General features: G+C 67.6%; 18 protein-coding genes. 11 read left to right on the plus strand and 7 right to left on the minus strand.

Going from position 1 to position 23,406, the window contains the following annotated elements; translation table 11 throughout:
- Positions 1–7: 7 nt before the first annotated feature.
- The 4 genes from dapE to dapC all read right to left on the minus strand — a co-directional run bounded on the left by dapE (position 8) and on the right by dapC (position 3,744).
- Positions 8–1,147, minus strand: a complete 1,140-nt coding sequence (gene dapE, locus HWX55_RS22795) for a succinyl-diaminopimelate desuccinylase (protein WP_175977373.1) — start codon at positions 1,145–1,147, stop codon at positions 8–10.
- 123 nt (positions 1,148–1,270) lie between these two features.
- Positions 1,271–1,639: an ArsC family reductase gene (locus HWX55_RS22800; protein ID WP_006478478.1), complete on the minus strand. Its 369-nt coding sequence runs from the start codon at positions 1,637–1,639 to the stop codon at positions 1,271–1,273.
- A complete protein-coding gene (gene dapD, locus HWX55_RS22805; protein ID WP_006478479.1) occupies positions 1,639–2,466 on the minus strand; it encodes a 2,3,4,5-tetrahydropyridine-2,6-dicarboxylate N-succinyltransferase in 828 nt (275 codons plus the stop codon). Before dapD ends, HWX55_RS22800 begins: the two co-directional genes overlap by 1 nt.
- A gap of 45 nt (positions 2,467–2,511) precedes the next feature.
- Positions 2,512–3,744 (minus strand): succinyldiaminopimelate transaminase, encoded by a 1,233-nt coding sequence (gene dapC, locus HWX55_RS22810; RefSeq protein WP_175977409.1) that lies wholly within the window; start codon positions 3,742–3,744, stop codon positions 2,512–2,514.
- Between the two features lie 164 nt (positions 3,745–3,908).
- On the opposite strand from dapC, the gene HWX55_RS22815 reads away from it, so the two are divergent.
- The 5 genes from HWX55_RS22815 (at position 3,909) to def (ending at position 12,649) form a co-directional block, all read left to right on the plus strand.
- Positions 3,909–4,850, plus strand: coding sequence for a DMT family transporter (locus HWX55_RS22815; protein WP_175977374.1), 942 nt, complete (start codon positions 3,909–3,911; stop codon positions 4,848–4,850).
- A 139-nt stretch (positions 4,851–4,989) separates the two neighbouring features.
- Complete coding sequence (smc, locus tag HWX55_RS22820; RefSeq protein ID WP_175977375.1) at positions 4,990–8,502, plus strand: chromosome segregation protein SMC; 3,513 nt, start codon at positions 4,990–4,992, stop codon at positions 8,500–8,502.
- Between the two features lie 85 nt (positions 8,503–8,587).
- The gene (locus tag HWX55_RS22825; protein WP_175977376.1) at positions 8,588–9,877 is read left to right on the plus strand and encodes a cell division protein ZipA C-terminal FtsZ-binding domain-containing protein; all 1,290 of its coding nucleotides are present in this window, start codon (positions 8,588–8,590) and stop codon (positions 9,875–9,877) included.
- Positions 9,878–10,043: 166 nt separating this feature from the next.
- Positions 10,044–12,119, plus strand: a complete 2,076-nt coding sequence (ligA, locus tag HWX55_RS22830; RefSeq protein WP_175977377.1) for an NAD-dependent DNA ligase LigA — start codon at positions 10,044–10,046, stop codon at positions 12,117–12,119.
- Complete coding sequence (def, locus tag HWX55_RS22835) at positions 12,116–12,649, plus strand: peptide deformylase (protein ID WP_175977378.1); 534 nt, start codon at positions 12,116–12,118, stop codon at positions 12,647–12,649. Before ligA ends, def begins: the two co-directional genes overlap by 4 nt.
- A gap of 80 nt (positions 12,650–12,729) precedes the next feature.
- Here def and HWX55_RS22840 read toward each other — a convergent pair whose 3' ends face one another.
- From HWX55_RS22840 to map, 3 genes are read right to left on the minus strand one after another with little or no spacing between them, the layout of a single operon-like run.
- A complete protein-coding gene (locus HWX55_RS22840) occupies positions 12,730–14,592 on the minus strand; it encodes a pseudouridine synthase (RefSeq protein WP_175977379.1) in 1,863 nt (620 codons plus the stop codon).
- Positions 14,593–14,608: 16 nt separating this feature from the next.
- Positions 14,609–17,185, minus strand: a complete 2,577-nt coding sequence (locus tag HWX55_RS22845; RefSeq protein ID WP_124554704.1) for a [protein-PII] uridylyltransferase — start codon at positions 17,183–17,185, stop codon at positions 14,609–14,611.
- A gap of 46 nt (positions 17,186–17,231) precedes the next feature.
- Positions 17,232–18,047, minus strand: a complete 816-nt coding sequence (gene map / locus HWX55_RS22850) for a type I methionyl aminopeptidase (protein WP_175977380.1) — start codon at positions 18,045–18,047, stop codon at positions 17,232–17,234.
- A 379-nt stretch (positions 18,048–18,426) separates the two neighbouring features.
- Between map and rpsB the strand changes: the two genes are divergently transcribed.
- The 6 genes from rpsB (at position 18,427) to HWX55_RS22880 (ending at position 23,392) form a co-directional block, all read left to right on the plus strand.
- Entirely contained in the window at positions 18,427–19,167 is a 741-nt protein-coding gene (gene rpsB, locus HWX55_RS22855) for a 30S ribosomal protein S2 (protein ID WP_006758564.1), read from the plus strand.
- 162 nt (positions 19,168–19,329) lie between these two features.
- Positions 19,330–20,211 carry a translation elongation factor Ts gene (gene tsf / locus HWX55_RS22860; RefSeq protein WP_011549541.1) on the plus strand — a complete coding sequence of 294 codons (882 nt, stop codon included), beginning with the start codon at positions 19,330–19,332 and terminating at the stop codon, positions 20,209–20,211.
- A gap of 155 nt (positions 20,212–20,366) precedes the next feature.
- Positions 20,367–21,080, plus strand: a complete 714-nt coding sequence (pyrH, locus tag HWX55_RS22865) for a UMP kinase (protein WP_006402648.1) — start codon at positions 20,367–20,369, stop codon at positions 21,078–21,080.
- A 104-nt stretch (positions 21,081–21,184) separates the two neighbouring features.
- Positions 21,185–21,745, plus strand: a complete 561-nt coding sequence (gene frr / locus HWX55_RS22870; RefSeq protein ID WP_006752152.1) for a ribosome recycling factor — start codon at positions 21,185–21,187, stop codon at positions 21,743–21,745.
- A 49-nt stretch (positions 21,746–21,794) separates the two neighbouring features.
- Positions 21,795–22,577: a polyprenyl diphosphate synthase gene (gene uppS / locus HWX55_RS22875; RefSeq protein ID WP_034188847.1), complete on the plus strand. Its 783-nt coding sequence runs from the start codon at positions 21,795–21,797 to the stop codon at positions 22,575–22,577.
- On the plus strand, positions 22,571–23,392 hold the full coding sequence (locus tag HWX55_RS22880) for a phosphatidate cytidylyltransferase (RefSeq protein WP_175977381.1): 822 nt from the start codon (positions 22,571–22,573) through the stop codon (positions 23,390–23,392). Before uppS ends, HWX55_RS22880 begins: the two co-directional genes overlap by 7 nt.
- Positions 23,393–23,406 lie beyond the last annotated feature (14 nt).

Below are 23,406 nucleotides of genomic sequence, written 5' to 3' on the forward strand. Positions count from 1 at the left end.
GGCTCCGTCAGGCGATCAGTTGTTCGAGCACGCGTCGGTACACGTTCTTCAGCGGGTCGACGAAGCGCACCTCGATGTGCTCGTCGATCTTGTGGATGCTGCCGTTCGGCGGGCCGAACTCGATTACCTGCGGGCAGATGCGCGCGATGAAGCGGCCGTCCGACGTGCCGCCCGTCGTCGACAGCTCGGTCGTGATGCCGGTTTCGCTGCGGATCGCGTTTTCCAGCGCGCCCGACAGTTCGCCGCGCGGCGTGAGGAACGGCAGGCCGCTCACCGACCACTTCAGCGTGTATTCGAGGCCGTGCTTGTCGAGGATCGCGTGCACGCGGGCCTGCAGGCCTTCGACGGTGCTCGCGGTCGAGAAGCGGAAGTTGAACATCAGGTCGGCATGCCCGGGGATCACGTTGGTCGCGCCGGTGCCGGCGTGCAGGTTCGATACCTGCCAGGTGGTCGGCGGGAAGTATTCGTTGCCTTCGTCCCATTGCTCGGCGGCGAGCTCGGCGAGCGCCGGCGCGAGCAGGTGGATCGGGTTCTTCGCGAGGTGCGGATACGCGATGTGGCCCTGCACGCCCTTGACAACGAGTTCGCCGGACATCGACCCGCGGCGGCCGTTCTTGACGACGTCGCCGAGCTCGGCGCTCGACGTCGGCTCGCCGACGATGCAGTAGTCGAGCCGTTCGCCGCGTGCCTGCAGCAGCTCGACGACCTTCACGGTGCCGTCGGTGGCCGGGCCTTCCTCGTCGCTCGTGATCAGGAACGCGATCGCGCCGCGGTGGTCGGGATGGGCCGCGACGAATTCCTCGGACGCGACGACGAACGCCGCGAGCGACGTCTTCATGTCGGCCGCGCCGCGGCCGTACAGCTTGCCGTCGCGATGGGCGGGAATGAACGGCGGCGACGTCCACTGTTCGAGCGGGCCGGTCGGCACGACGTCGGTGTGGCCCGCGAACGCGAGCAGCTTGCCGTCGCGGCCGTCGGTGCCGCGCTTGACGGCCCACAGGTTGGTCACGCCGTGCGACGCGATGGTCTCGCATTCGAAGCCGAGCGCGGCGAGGCGCTCGGTCATGATCTGCTGGCAGTGCTGGTCGTCGGGCGTCACGGACGCGCGGGCGATCAGCTGTTCGGTAAGGGCTAGGGTGGCGGACATGGTTCGGACCACTTTCGATAAAAAATGCCGGCGCGGTGGCCGGCAGCGACAGGGCGTCGGGCCAGCGCAAGCCCGTTATTGGCGTGAACAGGCCCTACGCCCGCAGGCGCGGCGCGGGCGGCCTTATGCGGCAAACAGCGCCGCGTATTGATCGGCCACGAACCCGAGCGATTTCACGCGGCCGTTGACGACGAGCACGGGACGCTTGATGACCGACGGCTTGTGGATCATCAGCGCGACCGCGCCGGTCTTCGTTTCGGCGGCCGCCTTCATCGCGTCGTCCAGGCCGCGCCACGTGGTGCCGCGCTTGTTCACGAGCGCGTCGAGCGACACGTCCTTCAGCCAGTCTTCGATCAGCGGCGCGCTGACGCCGAGCTTCTTGAAATCGTGGAACTCGAACTCGACGCCGTGATCGTCGAGCCACACGCGGGCCTTCTTCACGGTGTCGCAGTTCGGAATGCCGTAGACGACCACGGTGTGCGGCTTCGCCATCAGTCGCCTCGCAGCAGCTCGTTCAGGCCGACCTTCGCACGCGTCTTCGCGTCGACCTTCTTGACGATCACCGCGCAGTACAGGCTGTGCGAGCCGTCCTTCGACGGCAGGTTGCCGGCGACGACGACCGAGCCGGCCGGGATGCGGCCGTAGCTGACTTCGCCCGTCTCGCGGTCGTAGATCTTGGTGCTCTGGCCGAGGTACACGCCCATCGAGATCACCGAGTTTTCCTCGACGATCACGCCTTCGACGACTTCCGAGCGCGCGCCGATGAAGCAGTTGTCTTCGATGATGACCGGGTTCGCCTGCAGCGGCTCGAGCACGCCGCCGATACCGACGCCGCCCGACAGGTGCACGTTCTTGCCGATCTGCGCGCACGAACCGACCGTCGCCCACGTGTCGACCATCGTGCCTTCGTCGACGTACGCGCCGATGTTGGTGTACGACGGCATCAGCACGACGTTCTTCGCGATGAACGAGCCGCGGCGCGCGATGGCCGGCGGCACGACGCGGAAGCCGCCCGCGGCGAAATCTTCGGCCGTGTAGTTCGCGAACTTCGACGGCACCTTGTCGTAGAACTGCGAGTAGCCGCCGGCCGGCATCGGCGCGTTGTCCTCCAGGCGGAACGACAGCAGCACGGCCTTCTTCAGCCACTGGTGGACCGTCCAGTTGCCGTCGATTTTCTCGGCGACGCGCAGCGCACCCTTGTCGAGTTGCTCGATCGCATGAGCGACGGCCTCGCGGACGTCGGCGGGCGCGGCCTTCGGCGACAGCTCGGCGCGGTTTTCCCAGGCGGTATCGATGATTTGCTGAAGTTGTTGCGACATGTTCGTTTTCGCAGGAGATGGATGGAATTGATCGGGATGGACGTCTTACCGCGCGAGAGCACGGCAGAAATCGACGATGCGTTGCGCGCCCTCGACGCATTCGGGGGTGCCCGCGACGAGCGCGATCCGGATGAAATCGCGGCCCGGATTCGTGCCGTGCGCATCGCGCGCCAGGTACGAGCCGGGCAGAACCGTCACATTATAGTCGGCGTACAGGCGACGGGCGAACTCGGCGTCCGACAGGCCGGTGCGCGCGACGTTGGCCCACAGGTAGAACGCGGCGTCGGGCAGCTTCACGTCGATCACATCGGCGAGCATCGGCGTGACCGTGTTGAACTTCTGCAGGTACAGCGCGCGGTTCTCGCGCACGTGCGCCTCGTCGTTCCACGCGGCGATGCTCGCGTGCTGCCAGACCGGCGACAGCGCGGCGCCGTGATACGTGCGATACAGCAGGAATTTCTTGAGCAGCGCGGCGTCGCCGGCGACGAAGCCCGAGCGCATGCCCGGCACGTTCGAGCGCTTCGACAGGCTGGAGAGCATTACGAGCCGCTCGAAGCCGCGGCCGAGGCGGTGCGCGGCCTCGAGGCCGCCGAGCGGCGGCGCCGCTTCGTCGAAATAGATTTCCGAATAGCACTCGTCGGATGCGATCACGAAGCCGTGGCGGTCGGACAGCGCGAACAGCTCGCGCCAGTCGTCGAGCGTCAGCACGGCGCCGGTCGGGTTGCCCGGCGAGCATACGTACAGCAGCTGCGTGCGCGCCCACACTTCCTCGGGCACGGCCGCGTAGTCGCACGCGAAGTTGCGGGCCGGGTCGCTGTTCGCGAAATAGGGTTCGGCACCGGCCAGCAGCGCCGCGCCTTCGTAAATTTGATAGAACGGATTCGGACAGAGTACGATCGCCTTCTTGCCGTCCGCGGCCGGGCGCGCGTCGATCACCGTCTGCGCGAGCGAGAACAGCGCCTCGCGCGAGCCCGACACCGGCAGCACCTGCGTGGCCGCATCGATCGCCGGCAGCCCGTAGCGGCGTTCGAGCCAGCGCGCGATCGACGTGCGCAGCGTATCCGAGCCGGCGGTGGCCGGATACGACGCGAGGCCGTCGAGCGCAGCCACCACGGCGTTGCGGATCAGCGACGGCGTCGCGTGCTTGGGCTCGCCGATGCCGAAGCTGATCGGCTTGAGGTCGCCGGAAGGCGTCACGTCCTTGAACAGGGCGCGCAGCTTTTCGAAGGGATAGGGCTGGAGCGAATCGAGTCGAGGGTTCACGGGCGAAGCGGCCATCGCGGCCGGTTGGAGCGAAAGAAGCGGCGGGCGCGCCGCGCGGCTGCGAACGGGCGCCGGGGCGCGCGGCTCGCAACGGACGATTATAGCGTGACGGAATGCGGTCACGGCCTGCCGGAACGGCGGCCGGGCCGGTCGAATAAAGGGTATCGGAGCAAATTCTGATGAACAACGCGGTACGCGGCAGCCTGCCGACGCTCGCCATCCTGATCGGCGCGTCGGTATGGGGCCTGATCTGGTATCCGCTGCGGATCCTCGCGTCGCTCGGCGTGACGGGCACGCTGGCCAGTGCGCTGACGAGCCTCGTCGCCTTCCTGTTCGTGATCGTCGCGCGGCACCGGACGATCGCGACGCTGCGCTGGCACTGGGTGCTGCCGGCCATCGCGGCGACGGCCGGCGTGACGAACCTCGGGTTCGTATGGGGCACGATCCACGGCGAGGTGCTGCGCGTGATGCTGCTGTTCTACCTGACGCCGGCCTGGACCGCGATCTACGCGCACTTCCTGCTGCGCGAGCGGCTGACCTGGGCCGGCGCGGGGCTCGCGGCGCTGTCGATCGGCGGCGCGATGCTGATGCTGTGGTCGCCGGCGCTCGGCTTGCCGCTCCCGGCCAACCCGGCCGAATGGGCCGGTCTCGCGGCCGGGTTGAGTTTCGCGATGAGCAACGTGCTGGTGATCAAGGCGAGCCGCGAGCTGCCCGACATGCGCGCCGAAATGCGCACCGCGACGCTGTTCGGCGGCGCGGCCGTGTTCGGCGCGATCGCGTCGCTGTTCGAGGGGCTGCCGGCTGCGCCGGCGAGCGGCCAGCTGGGCGTGGCCGCGTTGATCATCGCGGCGATCGGCGTGACGATGGCGTCGAACAACCTGCTGGTCCAGTACGGCCTCGCGCGCGTGCCGGCGAACCGCGCGTCGATCATCATGCTGTTCGAGATCGTGATCACCGCGCTGTCCGCGTGGGTGTTCGCGAATGAGCTGCCGAGCGCGCGCGAGTGGGCGGGCGGCGCGTGCATCGTGCTCGCGACGCTGCTGTCGAGCCGGGTCCATCGCGCCGCGCCGGCACCGGACAAACCCGGCGACGGTCGGGACGGCGCACGCGCGATGGTATGATGGAAGCCGTTTGCGGGGCCCAACGCTGGATGCGCGCGGCCCCGTTTTTGAATTCCGGGGCGTGTGGCGCGCAGGGGCTCTCCGGCCCCGCGCCGTGCGGCCCCGTCCGTTTCACACCTTCTTCACATCCGATACCGCCGTGCGTCTGAGCTCGATCAAACTCGCTGGCTTCAAATCCTTCGTCGATCCCACGCATTTCCAGGTTCCGGGCCAGCTTGTCGGCGTGGTCGGCCCGAACGGATGCGGCAAGTCCAACATCATCGATGCCGTGCGCTGGGTGCTCGGCGAGTCGCGCGCGTCCGAGCTGCGCGGCGAATCGATGCAGGACGTGATCTTCAACGGTTCGACCGCCCGCAAGCCCGGCAGCCGGGCCAGCGTCGAACTGATCTTCGACAACTCCGACGGCCGCGCGGCCGGGCAGTGGGGCCAGTACGGCGAAATCGCCGTGAAGCGCGTGCTGACGCGCGACGGCACGTCGAGCTACTACATCAACAACCTGCCGGCGCGCCGCCGCGACATCCAGGACATCTTCCTCGGCACCGGCCTCGGGCCGCGTGCGTACGCGATCATCGGGCAGGGCATGATCGCGCGGATCATCGAGGCGAAGCCGGAAGAGCTGCGCGTGTTCCTCGAGGAAGCCGCCGGCGTGTCGAAGTACAAGGAACGCCGGCGCGAAACCGAGAACCGCCTGCACGACACGCGCGAGAACCTGACGCGCGTCGAGGACATCGTCCGCGAACTCGGCGCGAACCTCGAAAAGCTCGAGGCGCAGGCGGTGGTCGCGACCAAGTACAAGGAACTCGTCGCCGACGGCGAGGAGAAGCAGCGCCTGCTGTGGCTGCTGCGCAAGAACGAGGCCGCGGGCGAGCAGCAGAAGCAGCAGCGCGCGATCGAACAGGCGCAGATCGACCTCGAGGCGCAGACGGCGAAGCTGCGCGAAGTCGAGGCGCAGCTCGAGACGCTGCGCGTCGCGCACTACTCGGCGAGCGACGCGATGCAGGGCGCGCAGGGCGCGCTCTACGAGGCGAACGCCGAAGTGAGCCGCCTCGAAGCCGAGATCAAGTTCATCGTCGAATCGCGCAATCGCGTGCAGGCGCAGATCGCCGCGCTGAATGCGCAGCGCGAGCAGTGGCGCGCGCAGGCCGAGAAGTCGCAGGACGAGCTCGAGGAAGCCGAAGAGGCGCGCGCGATGGCCGACGAGAAGGCCGCGCTCGCCGAAGACAACGCGGCCGCGAAGCACGATGCGCTGCCGGCGCTCGAAGCGAAGTGGCGCGACGCGCAGGCGCAGCTCAACGACGAGCGCGCGCGGATCGCGCAGACCGAGCAGTCGCTGAAGCTCGAAGCCGCGCACCAGCGCAACGCCGACCAGCAGCTCCAGCAGCTTCAGCAGCGCCACGAGCGCCTGAAGAGCGAAGCGGGCGGGCTCGACGCGCCGGACGAGACGCAGCTCGAAGAACTGCGCATGCAGTTGGCCGAGCAGGAAGAGATTCTCGCGGAAGCGCAGGCGCGTCTTGCCGACGCGCAGGAAACGGTGCCGCGTCTCGACGGCGAACGCCGCGCCGCGCAGGAGCGCGTGCAGGCCGAAGCCGCGCAGATCCACCAGCTCGAAGCGCGCCTCGCCGCGCTGAAGCAGCTGCAGGAAAACGTGCAGACCGAAGGCAAGATCCAGCCGTGGCTCGACAAGCACGAGCTCGGCGCGCTGCCGCGTCTGTGGAAGAAGCTGCACGTCGAGGCCGGCTGGGAAGCGGCGCTCGAGGCCGTGCTGCGTGAGCGCCTTGCCGCGCTCGAAGTGTCGAATCTCGACTGGGTGAAGGCATTCGCGACCGATGCGCCGCCCGCGAAGCTCGCGTTCTACGCGCCGCCCGCGGCCGGCGAACCGCCCGCCGCGGTGGCCGGGCTGCGTCCGGTGCTGTCGCTAGTGCGCATCGACGACGCGGGCATCCGCGCGGTGCTGAACGACTGGCTCGGCAACGTGTACGTCGCCGACGACGTCGCGCAGGCGCTCGCGACGCGCGCGCAACTGCCGGCGGGTGGCGCGTTCGTCGTCAAGGCCGGCCATATCGTCACGCGGGTCGGCGTGCAGCTGTACGCGGCCGATTCGGAGCAGGCCGGGATGCTGGCCCGTCAGCAGGAAATCGAAAACCTGACGCGCCAGGTGCGCGCGCAGGCGTTGCTCGCCGACGAGGCGCGCACGGCCGCCGTGCGGGCGGAAGCCGCGCACACGCAGGCCACGCAGGCGCTCGGCGACGTGCGCGCGCAGGCCGAACGCGCGACGCAGCGCGTGCATGCGCTGCAGATGGATGTGCTGAAGCTCGCGCAGGCGCACGAACGCTATACGCAGCGCAGCACGCAGATCCGCGAGGAACTCGAGGAAATCGGCGCGCAGATCGAGGAGCAGCGTGCGTTGCGCGCGGAGTCGGAAGCGAATTTCGAGCGCTTCGACGGCGAGCTCGCGGAACTGCAGGCGCGCTTCGAGGACAACCAGCTCGCGTTCGAGTCGCTCGACGAATCGCTGACGCAGGCGCGTCAGGAAGCGCGCGACCTGGAGCGCGGCGCGAACGACGCACGCTTCGCCGCCCGCAATGCGGTCACGCGGATCGACGAGCTCAAGCGCACGATCCAGGTTGCGCACGAGCAGAGCGAGCGCGTCGCCGCGTCGCTCGAAGACGCGCGCGCCGAACTCGAGACGATCAACGAGCAGACCGCACACACGGGCCTGCAGGACGCGCTCGAGATTCGCGCGGTGAAGGAAGAAGCGCTGCAGGCCGCGCGGATCGAGCTCGACGATCTCACCGCAAAGCTGCGTGCGTCGGACGAGCAGCGGCTCGTCGCCGAGCGTTCGCTGCAGCCGCTGCGCGACCGCATCACCGAGCTGCAGCTGAAGGAGCAGGCCGCACGCCTGTCCGTCGAGCAGTTCGCCGAGCAGCTCGCAACGGCCGAGGTCGACGAGGTCGCGCTGGCCGCAAAGCTGACGCCGGATCTCAAGCCGTCGTACCTGCAGGGCGAAGTCACGCGCCTGAACAACGCGATCAACGCGCTCGGCCCGGTGAACATGGCCGCGCTCGACGAGCTGAAGGCCGCGAGCGAGCGCAAGGTGTTCCTCGACGCGCAATCGGCCGACCTGATCGACGCGATCACGACGCTCGAGGACGCGATCCACAAGATCGACCAGGAAACCCGCACGCTGCTGCAGGGCACCTTCGACGAGGTCAATCGTCATTTCAGCGATCTGTTCCCGCGCCTGTTCGGCGGCGGCCAGGCGAAGCTGATCATGACGGGCGACGAGATTCTCGACGCCGGCGTGCAGGTGATGGCGCAGCCACCCGGCAAGAAGAACGCGACGATTCACCTGCTGTCGGGCGGCGAGAAGGCGCTGACCGCGACCGCGCTCGTGTTCGCGATGTTCCAGCTGAACCCGGCGCCGTTCTGTCTGCTCGACGAGGTCGACGCGCCGCTGGACGACGCGAACACCGAGCGTTTCGCGAATCTGGTCCGCGCGATGTCCGACAAGACGCAGTTCCTGTTCATCTCGCACAACAAGATCGCGATGGAAATGGCGCAGCAGCTGATCGGCGTGACGATGCAGGAGCAGGGCGTGTCGCGGATCGTCGCGGTGGACATGGAAACCGCCGCGGGTTTTGCCCAGAATTGACGTTTGACGAAACCGGACCGCGTTCGCGCGGCGCATGGGCGCCCGTTCGCGGTTCCGACGAAAAAGAATTGCTGATGGAGCGTGCATGGACGAGTTGACACTCGGTTTGATCGGCGCGGGCGCCGTCGTGGTGGGCGGCGTCGTGGTCTACAACGCATGGCAGGGCGCGAAAGTGCGGCGCAGGATGCCGCGCCCGATGCCGGAGGAAGCGGCCGAGGCGATGAACCGCCCCGAGCGCGACGAAGAGTTGCCGTTCATCGAACCGGTGCGTCAGCCGGTGCGCCGCGAGCCCGCTGCACCTGTCGCGGCAGCGGCTGCTGCTGCGACCGAAGCGGCGCGTGTCGAGCCGACGTTCGGCGGGGCCGCCGGCGGCGCGGCGCCGGCCGATACGCCGGCCGACCTGCAGGCCGAGGCGACGGGCGTCGATACGTCGTCCGAATCGAGCGAACCGGCTGTCGGCGAAGCAGCCGTGCCCGCCGCCGCGCATGAAGCGGCGGCCGAACCGGCCGGCCCGACCGAACCGGTGATGCCGGCCGCGACGACGGTCTCGTCGGCGCCGCCGGCGATCGTCGATCGCCGTATCGACTGCATCGTGCCGATCCGCCTTACCGGCCCGCTGCCGGGCGACAAGATCCTGCCGGTCGCGCAACGGCTGCGCCGCGCGGGCAGCAAGCCCGTGCACATCGAAGGCAAGCCGGAAGGCGGCCAGTGGGAGCTGCTGCAGAACGGCGTGCGCTACGAAGAACTGCGCGCGGCCGCGCAGCTCGCGAACCGCAGCGGCGCGCTGAACGAGCTCGAATTCTCCGAGTTCGTGACGGGCGTCCAGCAGTTCGCCGACGCGATCGACGGCGCGCCGGAATTCCCGGACATGATGGAAACGGTCGCGATGGCGCGCGAGCTCGACGCGTTTGCCGCGCAGTGCGACGCGCAACTGTCGATCAACGTGATGTCGGACGGCGCGCCGTGGTCCGCGAACTACGTGCAGGCGGTCGCGTCGCAGGACGGGCTGCTGCTGTCGCGCGACGGCACGCGCTTCGTGAAGCTCGACGCGAAGCAGAATCCGGTGTTCATGCTGCAGTTCGGCGATACGAACTTCCTGCGTGACGACCTGACGTACAAGGGTGGCAACATGATCACGCTGGTGCTCGACGTGCCGGTGGCCGAAGAGGACATCCTGCCGTTCCGGCTGATGTGCGATTACGCGAAGTCGCTGTCCGAGCGGATCGGCGCACGCGTCGTCGACGATTCGCGCCGGCCGCTGCCGGAGTCGACGCTGCTCGCGATCGAGCAGCAGCTGATGAAGCTGTACGCGAAACTCGAGGAAGCCGGCATCCCGGCCGGTTCGCCGGTCACGCGCCGCCTGTTCAGCCAGTAACGCGATCGCGCGGACGGCGCGCGTGGGTGCCGTCGTCCGTCGTCGCGGCGCACACCGCCCGGTGTGCGCCGCAGCACGTCATCGGGCCCGCATTGCGTGCCCCGCCGCGGCGTCAAACTGAGATAATCGGGCATCCGATTTTTTTCAGAACGACTCTGCCGCCAGCATGGCCCGAACCCAAGCCGAACCGCCAGCCAGCCAGCCCGACGCGCGCGCCGCATGGCTGCGCGACCAACTCGAGCGGGCGAACCACGCCTATTACGTGCTCGACCAGCCGGATCTGCCCGACGCCGAATACGACCGGCTGTTCCGCGAGCTGCAGCAGCTCGAAACCGACTATCCCGAACTCGTGACGCCCGATTCGCCGACGCAGCGCGTCGGCGGCGAAGCGGCCGGCGGCTTCACGCCCGTCGTCCACGATGCGCCGATGCTGTCGCTGAACAATGGCTTCGCCGACGAGGATATCGTCGCGTTCGACAAGCGCGTCGCCGACGCGCTCGCGAAGACGACCGATCTCGCCGGCTCGGTGACGGACCCCGTCGAATACGCGTGCGAACTGAAGTTCGACGGCCTCGCGATTTCGCTGCGCTACGAGCAAGGCGTGTTCGTGCAGGCCGCGACGCGCGGCGATGGGACGACGGGCGAGGACGTGACCGAGAACGTGCGCACGATCCGCTCGATTCCGCTGAAGCTGAAGGGCAAGCACGTGCCGGCCGTGCTCGACGTGCGCGGCGAGGTGCTGATGTTCAAGCGCGATTTCGCACGCCTGAACGAACGCCAGCGCGCGGCCGAGCAGCGCGAATTCGCGAACCCGCGCAATGCGGCGGCCGGCAGCCTGCGCCAGCTCGACTCGAAGATCACCGCGCAGCGGCCGCTGTCGTTCTTTGCGTACGGGATCGGCGTGCTCGACGGGATGCCGATGCCCGACACGCACAGCGCGCTGCTCGACTGGTACGAGGCGTTCGGCCTGCCGGTGAACCGCGAGCGTGCGGTCGTGCACGGCGCCGAAGGCTTGCTCGACTTTTTCCGCAAGGTCGGCGAGAAGCGCGAGTCGCTGCCGTACGACATCGACGGCGTCGTCTACAAGGTCAACCGGCGCGACGAGCAGGAGCGGCTCGGCTTCGTGTCGCGTGCGCCGCGCTTCGCGCTCGCGCACAAGTTCCCCGCGCAGGAAGCGCTGACGAAGCTCGTCGCGATCGACGTGCAGGTCGGCCGCACCGGCGCGATCACGCCGGTCGCGCGTCTCGAACCGGTGTTCGTCGGCGGCGCGACCGTGACCAATGCGACGCTGCACAACGAGGACGAAGTCCGCCGCAAGGACATCCGGATCGGCGACACCGTGATCGTGCGCCGCGCGGGCGACGTGATTCCGGAAGTCGTCGGCGCGCTGCTCGACCGGCGCCCGGCGGATGCGGCCGAATTCGTGATGCCGACCGAATGCCCGGTGTGCGGCTCGAAGATCGAGCGCCTGCCGGACGAGGCGATCGCGCGTTGCACGGGCGGGCTGTTCTGCCCGGCGCAGCGCAAGCAGGCGCTGTGGCATTTCGCGCAGCGCCGCGCGCTCGACATCGACGGCCTCGGCGAGAAGATCATCGACCAGCTCGTCGAGCTGAATCTCGTGCGTACGCCGGCCGACCTGTTCAATCTCGGTTTCGCGACGCTGGCCGAGCTCGACCGGTTCGCGGAGAAGTCCGCGCAGAATCTGCTCGATTCGCTCGAGAAGGCGAAGCACACGACGCTCGCGCGCTTCATCTACGGGCTCGGCATCCGCCACGTCGGCGAATCGACCGCGAAGGATCTCGCGAAGCATTTCGGCTCGCTGACGCCGATCATGGACGCGTCGATCGAGGAACTGCTCGAAGTCAACGACGTCGGGCCGATCGTCGCCGAGTCGATTCACCAGTTCTTCGCGGAAGAGCACAACCGCACGGTGATCGAGCAGTTGCGCGCGCCGGGCAAGGTCACGTGGCCGGAAGGACCGCCCGCGCCGAAGGCGCCGCAGGGCGTGCTGGCCGGCAAGACGGTCGTGCTGACGGGCACGCTGCCGAATCTCACGCGCGATGCGGCGAAGGAGATGCTCGAAGCGGCGGGCGCCAAGGTGGCCGGTTCGGTATCGAAGAAGACGGATTACGTGGTCGCGGGCGCCGAAGCCGGCAGCAAGCTCGCGAAGGCCGAGGAACTCGGCATCCCCGTGCTGGACGAAGATGGTCTGCACCAACTCCTGGAGGGCAATACGCCATGATTCGCGAGATCCTGAAGATGGGCGACCCGCGCCTGCTCGAAATCGCCGAACCGGTCGATCGGTTCGATACGCCCGAGCTGCACGAGATCGTCGCGGACATGTTCGAGACGATGCACCACGCGAACGGTGCCGGGCTGGCCGCGCCGCAGATCGGCATCGGGCTGCAGATCATCATCTTCGGCTTCGGCAACAACAACCGCTACCCGGATGCGCCGCCGGTGCCGGAGACCGTGCTGATCAATCCGAAGGTCGAGTATCTGCCGCCGGACATGGAAGAGGGCTGGGAAGGCTGCCTGTCGGTGCCGGGCATGCGCGGTGTCGTCAGCCGCTACGCGAAGGTGCGCTACAGCGGCTTCGACCAGTTCGGCCAGAAGATCGACCGCGTCGCCGACGGGTTCCACGCGCGCGTGGTCCAGCACGAATACGATCACCTGATCGGCAAGCTGTACCCGATGCGGATCACCGACTTCACGCGCTTCGGTTTCACCGAGGTGCTGTTCCCGGGGCTCGACCCGGCCGACGATGACTGATCGTCCGCTCTCGCGCGGAAATGAAAAAGCCCGCTTGAAGCGGGCTTTTTCATTGCATCGCGCACAGGGTGTGCTTGCGGTCAGAACGTCTCGTCGGCGGACAGGTAGCGCCATTGGCCCTGCGGCAGCGCGCCGAGCATCACGCGGCCCATCCGCACGCGCTTCAGGCCGATCACGTCGAGGCCGACCAGTTCGCACATGCGGCGGATCTGCCGCTTCTTGCCTTCGCGCAGCACGAAGCGCAACTGTTCGCCGTTCTGCCAGCTCACCAGCGCGGGCTTGAGCGGCACGCCGTCGAGCTCGAGGCCGTGGCGCAGCTTCGCGAGCGATTCCGCCGGGAAGTGCTGGTCGATGTCGATCAGGCGTTCGCCGAAGCGCACGCGCACCAGGTATTCCTTGTCGATGTCCGATTGTTCGCCGATCAGCTGCTTCGCGATCACGCCGTTCTGCGTGAGCACGAGCAGGCCGGTGGAGTCGATGTCGAGACGGCCGGCCGGCGCGAGCGCATGCAGGTGCTGCGGCGAGAAGCGCACCGGCGAATGATCGCCGCTCCAGCGGTTCGCGCGCGTGATCAGTACGGCCGCCGGCTCGTAGCCGTCTTCCGCCTGGCCCGACACGTAGCCGACCGGCTTGTGCAGCAGGATCGTCACTTGCGCGGCCTGCGCGGCGCTCGCGCGCTCGTCGATCTCGATCTTCTGGTCGGCGCGCACCTTGGTGCCGAGCGTGTCGATGCGTTCGCCGTCGACGAGCACCCAGCCCTTTTCGATCCATTCGTCGGCTTCGCGGCGCGAGCACATCCCGAGTTCGGACATCCGCTTCGACAGGCGCATCAGGCCCGTTTCGTCGCCGTAGTCGACGTCGGCTGCCGCGCGCTTGACGGGTTGCGCGGTCTTCACCGCGCCGAACGAACGGCGCTCGCCGTCGCGCGCGGGGCGGTCGCCGAAGCTGCGCTTCGCGCCTTCGCCGGCGGGCTTGTCGCGGTAGGACGGGCGTTTGCTGTCGCCACCTGCTGCGCGACGCGGACGTGCATCGTCGTCGTTGCGGCGGGCAGGGCGATCGGATGACGTGCGGCGGTCGCCGAAGCTGCGTTTTGCGCCTTCGCCGGATGCGTTGTCACGATAGGACGGACGCTTGTCGTCGGCGTCCGTGCGGCGCGGACGTGCATCGTCATCACGGCGCGGCGGACGATCGGACGACGTACGGCGGTCGCCGAAGCTGCGCTTCGCACCTTCGCCAGCTGCGTTGTCGCGATAGGACGGACGCTTGTCGTCGGCGCCTGCGCGACGCGGCCGCGCATCGTCATCGCTACGGCGCGGCGGCCGATCCGACGACGTGCGACGGTCGCCGAAGCTGCGTTTTGCGCCTTCGCCGGATGCGTTGTCGCGATAGGACGGACGCTTGTCGTCGGCGCCTGCGCGGCGCGGACGTGCATCGTCATCACGGCGCGGCGGACGATCGGACGACGGACGGCGGTCGCCGGAGCTGCGTTTTGCGCCTTCGCCGGATGCGTTGTCGCGATAGGACGGACGCTTGCCTTCGTCGCCACCTGCTGCTCGACGCGGCGGCCGCGCATCGTCATCGCTACGGCGCGGCGGCCGATCCGACGACGTGCGGCGATCGCCGAAACTGCGTTTCGCACCTTCGCCGGCTGCATTGTCGCGATACGGCGCGCGCGTGCCGCGTTCGGCGCCGCCGTCACGCGGCGCACGCTTGGCCGGCGCGCGATCCGCGCCCGCGCGTTCTGCGCCGGCGCCGCCGCGCGGCTTGAACGAGCGCTCGCCGCTAGCGGCGGCCGCAGGCGCCTTTTTCGGGCGGGCCGGTTTATCCCCCGCGGGCGGCGCGGCGGGGCGCACCGCCTTGCGGGCGACGAGGCTGCCGGAGCGGACAGGGGCGCGGGTCGGCGACGCCGGCTTCGGATTCTTGACGGTTAATTTGGTGCGCATAAACGCTGGGATTCATTCAGACTGCGATCGCACGCAGCAATTCGGTTTCGAGCTGGATCTGCAGGCGGTTGTCGGACAGGCCGGCACCCGCGAGCAGGAAGATGTCTTCGACGCGCTCGCCGAGCGTATTGATCCGCGCCGCGTGGACGCCGATCCGATGTTCGGCGAGTACGCGCGCGATCGAATAGAGAAGGCCCGGCCGGTCGTTGGCCGACACGGACAGGATGTAGTACTGACCGCGCTCGTCGGCCCGCAGGTCGACGCGCGGCGTGATCGGAAACGTCCGGGACAGCCTCGACAGGCGGCCCTTCGACGGCTCCGGCAGCGTGGCGGTTTCGGCGAGCCGCGTCGCGAGCTGCTGCTCGACGAGATTCGCGATGTCGCGGTAGCGCACGTCGCGTTCGGTCTGCGTGACGATGAAGTTGTCGAGCGCATAGCCGTGCCGCGTCGTGCTGACGCGCGCATCGAGCACCGACAGCCCGTTGCGGTCGAAATACGCGCAGATGCCCGCGAACAGGTCGGGGCGGTCCTTCACGTACACGAGCACCTGCAGCGCGTCGCCGATCGGCGACGGCCGCGCGCGGACGATCGCGGTTTCGGCGTTCACGTGCCGGTACAGCACGCGCGTCTGCCACGCGATGTCGGCCGCGTCGTGACGCAGGAAGAAGCCGACGTCGAGCTGATCCCACAACGCGCGGTGCGCATCGTCGGGCACGGTTTCGAGGCGCAGCAGCGCGAGCGCCTGCTCCTGCCGCGATTTCAGTTCCGAATGCGCGTCGGGGTTCGCGCCGCCGAGCACCGCGAGCGTGATGCGGTACAGATCCTCGAGCAGCTTGCCCTTCCACGTGTTCCACACCTTCGGGCTCGTGCCGCGGATATCGGCGACGGTCAGCAGGTAGAGCGCGGTCAGATACCGTTCGTTGCCGACGACTTCGGCGAAGCGCTTGATGACTTCGGGGTCGCTCGTGTCCTGCTTCTGTGCGACCTGGCTCATCGTCAGGTGATGCTGGACGAGCCACACGATCAGCGCGGCGTCTTCGGCGTCGATCCCGTGCTCGCGGCAGAAGCGCCGCGCGTCGGCCATCCCGAGCGTCGAGTGATCGCCGCCGCGGCCCTTCGCGATGTCGTGGAACAACGCCGCGACATACAGCACCCACGGGCGCTCGAAGTTGCCGATCAACTGGCTGCAGAATGGATACTCGTGCGCATGCTCGGCCACCGCGAAGCGGCGGAGGTTGCGCAGCACCATCAGGATGTGCTGGTCGACCGTGTACACGTGGTACAGGTCGTGCTGCATCTGGCCGACGATGCGGCGGAAGTTCAGCAGGTAGCGGCCGAGCACGCTCGTCTGGTTCATCAGCCGGAACGCGTGCGTGATGCCTTCGGGCTGCTGCAGGATCCGCATGAACGTGGCGCGGTTCTGCGGATCGCGGCGCCACGCGTTGTTCATGATTTCGCGCGAGTTGTACAGCGCACGCAGCGTGCGGGCGGACAGGCCCTTCACGCCGCGCGTCGTTTCGTACAGCAGGAACGCTTCGAGGATCGCGTCGGGATGGCGTTCGAACACGCCGTCGTCGACGATCTCGAGCATCCCCTGTTTCTCGACGAAGCGATCGGCCGACAGCACGCGCGTGATGCCGCTCGTCGCGGGGAACAACTGCGCCTCGATGTTCTGGATCAGGATCGTCGCGAGCTGCGTGACGGCTTTCGCGGCCCAGTAATAGCGGCGCATCAGCTGCTCGCTCGCGCGCTTGGCCTGCGTCGGCTGGTAGCCGAAGCTCTCGGCGGCCTGCGTCTGCAGGTCGAACACGAGCATGTCCTGACGGCGCCCGGCGATCACGTGCAGCCGCGCGCGCAGCGTCTTCAGGAAGCCTTCGTTGCGGCGCAGCTCGCGCGCTTCGCGGTCGGTGATGAGGCCGCGCGTGTCGAGTTCGCGCCAGCTGCTGCCGAAGCCGGCCGCGCGCGCGATCCACAGGATCGTCTGCAGGTCGCGCAGCCCGCCCGGGCTTTCCTTCACGTTCGGTTCGAGGCTGTACGGCGTGTCCTGGCACTTCGCGTGGCGCTGGCGCATCTCGAGCACCTTCGCGGTGAAGAACGCGCGGGCGTCGAGCGCTTCGTGGTAGCGCACGGTGAAGCGCTCGAACAGCGCGGTGCTGCCGACGATGCGGCGCGCTTCCAGCAGCGAGGTCTGCACCGTCACGTCCTGCGACGCCTCCTCGATGCACTGCGCGACCGTGCGCACGCTGCTGCCGATCTCGAGGCCGAGATCCCACGCCATGCCGATGAAGCGCTCGATGCGTGCATCGAGCGCCGCGTCGTGCGCATCGGGCAGCAGCACGAGGATGTCGACGTCGGAATAGGGCGCGAGCTCGCCACGCCCGTAGCCGCCGACGGCGACGAGCGCGAGCGTCGCGGGCAGCCCGCAATCGTCCCACACGCGCTTCAACGCGTCGTCGGTGAGTTTCGACAGCGCGTGCATCAGCGACGCGACGTTCGCCGCGCGGCGAAAGCGCTCGAGCATCGCCGTCTTGGCGGCCTTGAATTCGGCGCGCCGCGACAGCGCTTCGGGCGAGGGGGCAGCGTGAGCGCTCATGGGCGACCGATCAGGTGCGGAGTGGGGCGGGCTGGCGCGACGGCGCTCAGACGGCGGCGGCCGGTTGCGCGAACACCGGGCGCGCGGGCGTGCCGGCCGACACGGTCAGCACTTCGTAGCCGGTGTCGGTGACGAGCACCGTGTGCTCCCACTGCGCGGACAGGCTGCGGTCGCGCGTCTTGACCGTCCACTGGTCGGGCATCGTGCGGATGTCGCGCTTGCCGGCGTTGATCATCGGCTCGATCGTGAAGATCATCCCGGCCTTCAGCTCGATGCCGGTGCCCGGGCGGCCGTAGTGGACGACCTGCGGATCCTCGTGGAACACCGTGCCGATGCCGTGGCCGCAGTATTCGCGCACGACGCTGTAGCCCTGCGCTTCCGCGTGCTTCTGGATCGCGTAGCCGATGTCGCCGAGGTGCGCGCCGGGCTTGACCTGGTCGATGCCGAGCCACATGCATTCGTAGGTGGTCTGCACGAGGCGCTTCGCGAGGATCGACCCCTCGCCGACGATGAACATCCGGCTGGTGTCGCCGAAATAGCCGTTCTTGATCACGGTGATGTCGATGTTCAGCGCGTCGCCGTTCTTGATCACCTTCTCGCCGGGAATGCCGTGACAGATCACGTCGTTGACCGAAATGCAGGTGGCCTTCGGGTACGGCGGATAGCCGGGCGGCTGATAGTTCAGCGGCGCGGGGATCGTGCCTTGCTCGTTGAGCATGAACTCGTGGCAGAGGCGGTCGAGTTCGGCGGTCGTGACGCCCGCGACGACGTGCGGCGTGATGAAATCGAGCACTTCGCTGGCGAGACGGCAGGCGACGCGCATCTGAGCGATATCGTGTTCGTTTTTGAGCGTAATAGCCATCGAGGTATGCCTGGAATGCGGTGAATTGATGGATTATCGCACCTTATGGCGGGGCTCGCAGCCCCTGCGGGTCGCGCGGATGCGGGTTTTCGAGGATTGTCCGGCTCGCTGCCGCGCGGCAAGCGAAAGTGCCGCGCGACTTGAGAGCCGACAAATCCGCGTGCTATACTCTTTGGCTAAGTCGACATCCAAATTTGCCGTCGTGCCCTGTTTTGGGGTGGCATCGCGGAGAAAGGCTTACGGCACGGGCGTTTTGCGCGTGCCGAATCGCAAGCCGGCGCAACCAGGGTGCCGTCCGTGCGGAATTCCCGCCCTTCCGGGTAGGTTCGCGCGGCGGTACGGCAGCCGGCTTAAGACCCAACCCTCGTGGAGAATTTACATGGCAGTTACGATGCGCCAAATGCTGGAAGCGGGTGTCCACTTCGGTCACCAGACGCGCTTCTGGAACCCGAAGATGGCTCCGTTCATTTTCGGTCACCGCAACAAGATTCACATCATCAACCTCGAAAAGACGCTGCCGATGTTCACGGACGCACAGAAGTACGTGCGCCAGCTGGCAGCGAACCGCGGCACGATCCTGTTCGTCGGCACGAAGCGCCAGTCGCGTGACACGATCGCCCAGGAAGCGCAACGTGCGGGCATGCCGTACGTCAACGCACGCTGGCTCGGCGGCATGATGACCAACTTCAAGACGCTGAAGGTATCGATCAAGCGCCTGAAGGACATGGAAGCGGCCGTCGAATCGGGCGAAACCGAGAAGATGAGCAAGAAGGAAGCGCTGCTGTTCGAACGCGAAATCGCCAAGCTGCAGAAGTCGATCGGCGGCGTGAAGGACATGGGCGGCATTCCGGACGCGATCTTCGTCATCGACGTCGGCTACCACAAGATTGCCGTCACGGAAGCGAACAAGCTGGGCGTGCCGGTCATCGCCGTGGTCGATACGAACCACTCGCCGGAAGGTGTGGATTACGTGATCCCGGGTAACGACGACTCGAGCAAGGCAGTCGCGCTGTACGCCGAAGGCGTGGCCGACGCGATCCTCGAAGGCCGTGCGAACGCGGTCAACGAAGTGGTCCAGGCCGCACGCGGCGACGACGAGTACGTCGAGGAAAACGCGTAACTGGCCCCGAGCCGGCGCAAAAAGGGGGCTCTCAACAGGCCCCCTTTTTTTAAGCTTGTGCGCCGGACCTGATCGCGCCGAATCGGCGCGGGTCCGGAAACGAATCTCGGCCGTTCGCGTCCAAGCGGGCGGCGTTGTGAATACAGACTCAAGGAGCGAATGATGGCGGCAATTACCGCAAGCATGGTGGCAGAACTGCGCGCGAAGACCGACGCACCGATGATGGAGTGCAAGAAGGCGCTGACGGAAGCCGACGGCGATCTGGCCAAGGCTGAAGAGCTGCTGCGCGTCAAGCTCGGCAACAAGGCGAGCAAGGCCGCATCGCGCGTGACGGCAGAAGGCGTCGTCGCATCGTTCGTCGGCGGCAACGCAGGCGCGCTGGTCGAACTGAACTGCGAAACCGACTTCGTCGCGAAGAACGACGACTTCCTCGCGTTCTCGAAGACGGTCGCGGAACTTGTCGCGACGCAGAACCCGGCCGACGTGGCCGCGCTGTCGGCGCTGCCGCTCGAAGGCTCGACCGTCGACGCAGTGCGTCTCGCGCTGATCGGCAAGATCGGCGAGAACGTGTCGATCCGCCGTTTCGTCCGTTTCGAAACCGCGAACAAGATCGCGACGTACCTGCACGGCGCGCGTATCGGCGTGATCGTCGAGTACACGGGCGCGGAAGAGCAGGTCGGCAAGGACGTCGCGATGCACATCGCCGCGATGAAGCCGGTCGCGCTGTCGTCGGCCGACGTGCCGGCGGAACTGATCGACACGGAACGCCGCGTCGCCGAGCAGAAGGCTGCCGAATCGGGCAAGCCGGCTGAAATCGTCGCGAAGATGGTCGACGGCAGCGTCCAGAAGTACCTGAAGGAAGTGTCGCTGCTGAACCAGACGTTCGTGAAGAACGACAAGCAGACGATCGAGCAGATGCTGAAGGCGGCGAATGCGACGGTGCAGAAGTTCGCGCTGTTCGTCGTCGGCGAAGGCATCGAGAAGCGTCAGGACGACTTCGCCGCCGAAGTGGCCGCGCAAGTCGCAGCAGCCAAGCAGCAGTAAGCAGTCAGCAGTACCCGCGGCGGGCGTCCGCTCCGCCGCGGCCGGCGCCGCCGCCGGCCGGCCGGGAACCCCGGTCCGGTCGTCGGCGCTTGCCCGAATCAGTATTTCGCCCCTACAGTTCGTGGTTGTCATCCTCTCGTCGCTCGGAAGCCCCTATGTCCAATGCCTATAAACGCGTCCTCCTCAAACTCTCCGGCGAAGCGCTGATGGGCGACGATGCCTTCGGCATCAATCGCGCGACGATCGAACGGATGGTGGCCGATATCGCCGAAGTCGTGCGTCTCGGCACGCAGCTCGCGGTCGTGATCGGTGGCGGTAATATTTTCCGCGGCGTCGCGGGCGGCGCGGCCGGCATGGACCGCGCGACGGCCGACTACATGGGGATGCTGGCGACGATGATGAACGCGCTGGCGCTGCAGGACGCGATGCGCCACGCCGGCATCGAGGCGCGCGTGCAGTCCGCGCTGCGCATGGATCAGGTCGTCGAGCCGTACATCCGGCCCCGCGCGATCCGCCAGCTCGAGGAAGGCCGCGTCGTGATCTTCGCGGCCGGCACCGGCAACCCGTTCTTCACGACGGATACGGCCGCCGCGCTGCGCGGCTCGGAAGTGGGCGCGGAAGTCGTGCTGAAGGCGACCAAGGTCGATGGCGTATATTCTGCCGATCCGAAGAAGGATCCGTCGGCCACGCGCTACACGACGATCAGCTTCGACGAGGCGATCAGCCGCAACCTGCAGGTGATGGACGCGACGGCGTTTGCGCTGTGCCGCGACCAGAAGCTGCCGATTCGCGTGTTTTCGATCAACAAGCCGGGCGCGCTCAAGCGCATCGTGCTGGGCGAGGACGAAGGTACGCTCGTCCACGTGTAAACTCCCGCGGATGCGGGCGAACGGCGCGGGTTGCCGGCCGCGGCGCGCGACATGCGCCGGGCGGGGCCCGCGTTCTTTGAAGGTTTGAAGGTTCGGAGGTTGAAATGAGTGTCGCTGATGTGAAGAAGGGCGTCGAGCAAAAGATGCAGCGCTCGATCGAAGCGTTCAAGAACGATCTGGCCAAGATCCGTACGGGCCGTGCACACACCGGTCTGCTCGATCACGTGCAGGTCGACTACTACGGCTCGATGGTGCCGATCTCGCAGGTCGCGAACCTGACGCTCGTCGACGCGCGCACGATCGGCGTGCAGCCGTGGGAGAAGAACATGGTCGCGAAGGTCGAGAAGGCCATCCGCGAAGCCGATCTGGGCCTGAACCCCGCGACGGCCGGCGACCTGATCCGCGTGCCGATGCCCGCGCTGACGGAAGAGCGCCGCCGCGAGCTGACCAAGGTCGTGAAGAGCGAAGGCGAAACGGCCAAGGTCGCGATCCGCAACCTGCGCCGCGACGCGAACGAAGCGCTGAAGAAGCTCGTGAAGGACAAGGAAATCTCGGAAGACGACGAGCGCCGTGCGAGCGACGACGTGCAGAAGCTGACCGACAAGCACGTCGCCGAAGTCGACAAGCTCGTGCAGAGCAAGGAAGCCGAGATCATGACGGTCTGACGACCGTCCTCGCGCGCCGCCTTCTTCCCGCATTACTGTCTCAACGGCCATGACCTATACCAGCTCTACCGTTCGCGTGCCTGACGTCGGCGTCGTGCCGCGTCACATCGCGATCATCATGGACGGCAACGGCCGTTGGGCGACCGAACGCCGCTTGCCGCGCGTCGCGGGGCATACCCGCGGCGTCGATGCCGTGCGGGCGGTGGTCGAAGGCTGCGCGCGCGCCGGCGTCGAATACCTGACGCTGTTTGCGTTCAGTTCGGAAAACTGGCGCCGGCCGAACGACGAAGTGTCGTTCCTGATGCGGCTGTTCATCACCGCGCTCGAGCGCGAAGTGGGCAAGCTGCATGCGAACGGGATCCGCCTGCGCGTCGTCGGCGATCTCGACCGTTTCGAGCCGCGCATCCGCGAGCTGATTCGCCGCGCCGAAACCAAGACGGCGCGCAATACCCGTCTGACGCTCACCATCGCGGCCAACTACGGCGGCCGGTGGGACATCCTGCAGGCGACGAAGAAACTCGTCGAGCAGGCCGTGCGCGAAGGTCGCGAGGTCGAAGTGACCGAGGACGCATTCGCGCCGCACCTGGCAATGGCGTACGCGCCGGAGCCCGATCTCTTCATCCGCACCGGCGGTGAGCAGCGCGTCAGCAACTTCCTGCTGTGGCAGCTCGCGTACGCCGAATTCTATTTCACCGACAAGTACTGGCCGGATTTCGACGGCGCGGCACTGGCCGACGCGCTGGCGTCGTATACCGAGCGCGAGCGCCGTTTCGGGCGCACGAGTGCGCAGCTCGAACCGCAATCGCAGAACGCCGACTCCCTTTCATGCTGAAAACCCGTGTGATCACGGCGATCGTGATGCTGGCGGTGCTGCTGCCGGTGACGCTGTTCGCGCCGCTCGCCGGGTTCGGTGCGCTGATCGGCGTCGTGCTCGTGTTCGCCGCGTGGGAATGGGCGCGCCTGCTGAAGCTCGGCGGCGCCGCGCCGATCGTCTATGCGGGCGTCGCGGCGCTCGCGCTCGCGGCCACCGCGCCGCTCGGCGTCGATGCGGCTTCGTCCCGTCCCCTTTTCATGGCGGCTGGCGTGTTCTGGCTGCTGGCCGGCCCGTTCGCGCTGCGGCGCAAGCCCACGCTCGCTGGCGGCATGTGGCGGCCGTTCCTGCTGGCCGCCGGCCTCGTCGTGTTCGCCGCCTGCTGGCACGCGCTCGTCGCCGCCCGCGCGCAGGGCGTGCCGTTCGTGCTGTCGCTGCTTCTGGTCGTCTGGCTGGCCGATATCGGCGCATACTTCGCGGGCAAGGCCTTCGGAAAGCGTAAACTGGCCATCACGATCAGCCCCGGCAAGAGCTGGGAAGGCGCGATCGGCGGCTGGTTCGCGGTGATGGTCGTCGGCGGCGTCGCGATGGCCGTGCACGCATTCGAACCGACCCTGTTTTCTGCATTCGCCGCGCGCTACGGGATGCCCGGCGCGTGGGCCGCGCTGACGCTGCTGGTCGCGTACAGCGTGATCGGCGACCTGTTCGAGTCGCTGCTGAAGCGGCAGGCGGGCGTGAAGGATTCGAGCGGACTGCTGCCGGGCCACGGCGGCGTGCTCGATCGTGTCGACGCGCTGCTGCCGGTGCTGCCGCTCGCGATGCTGCTGCTTGGTTAAACCATTATTTCTGT

The organism is Burkholderia sp. BCC1047 (assembly GCF_902833155.1).
Classification (GTDB): Bacteria; Pseudomonadota; Gammaproteobacteria; order Burkholderiales; family Burkholderiaceae; genus Burkholderia; species Burkholderia sola.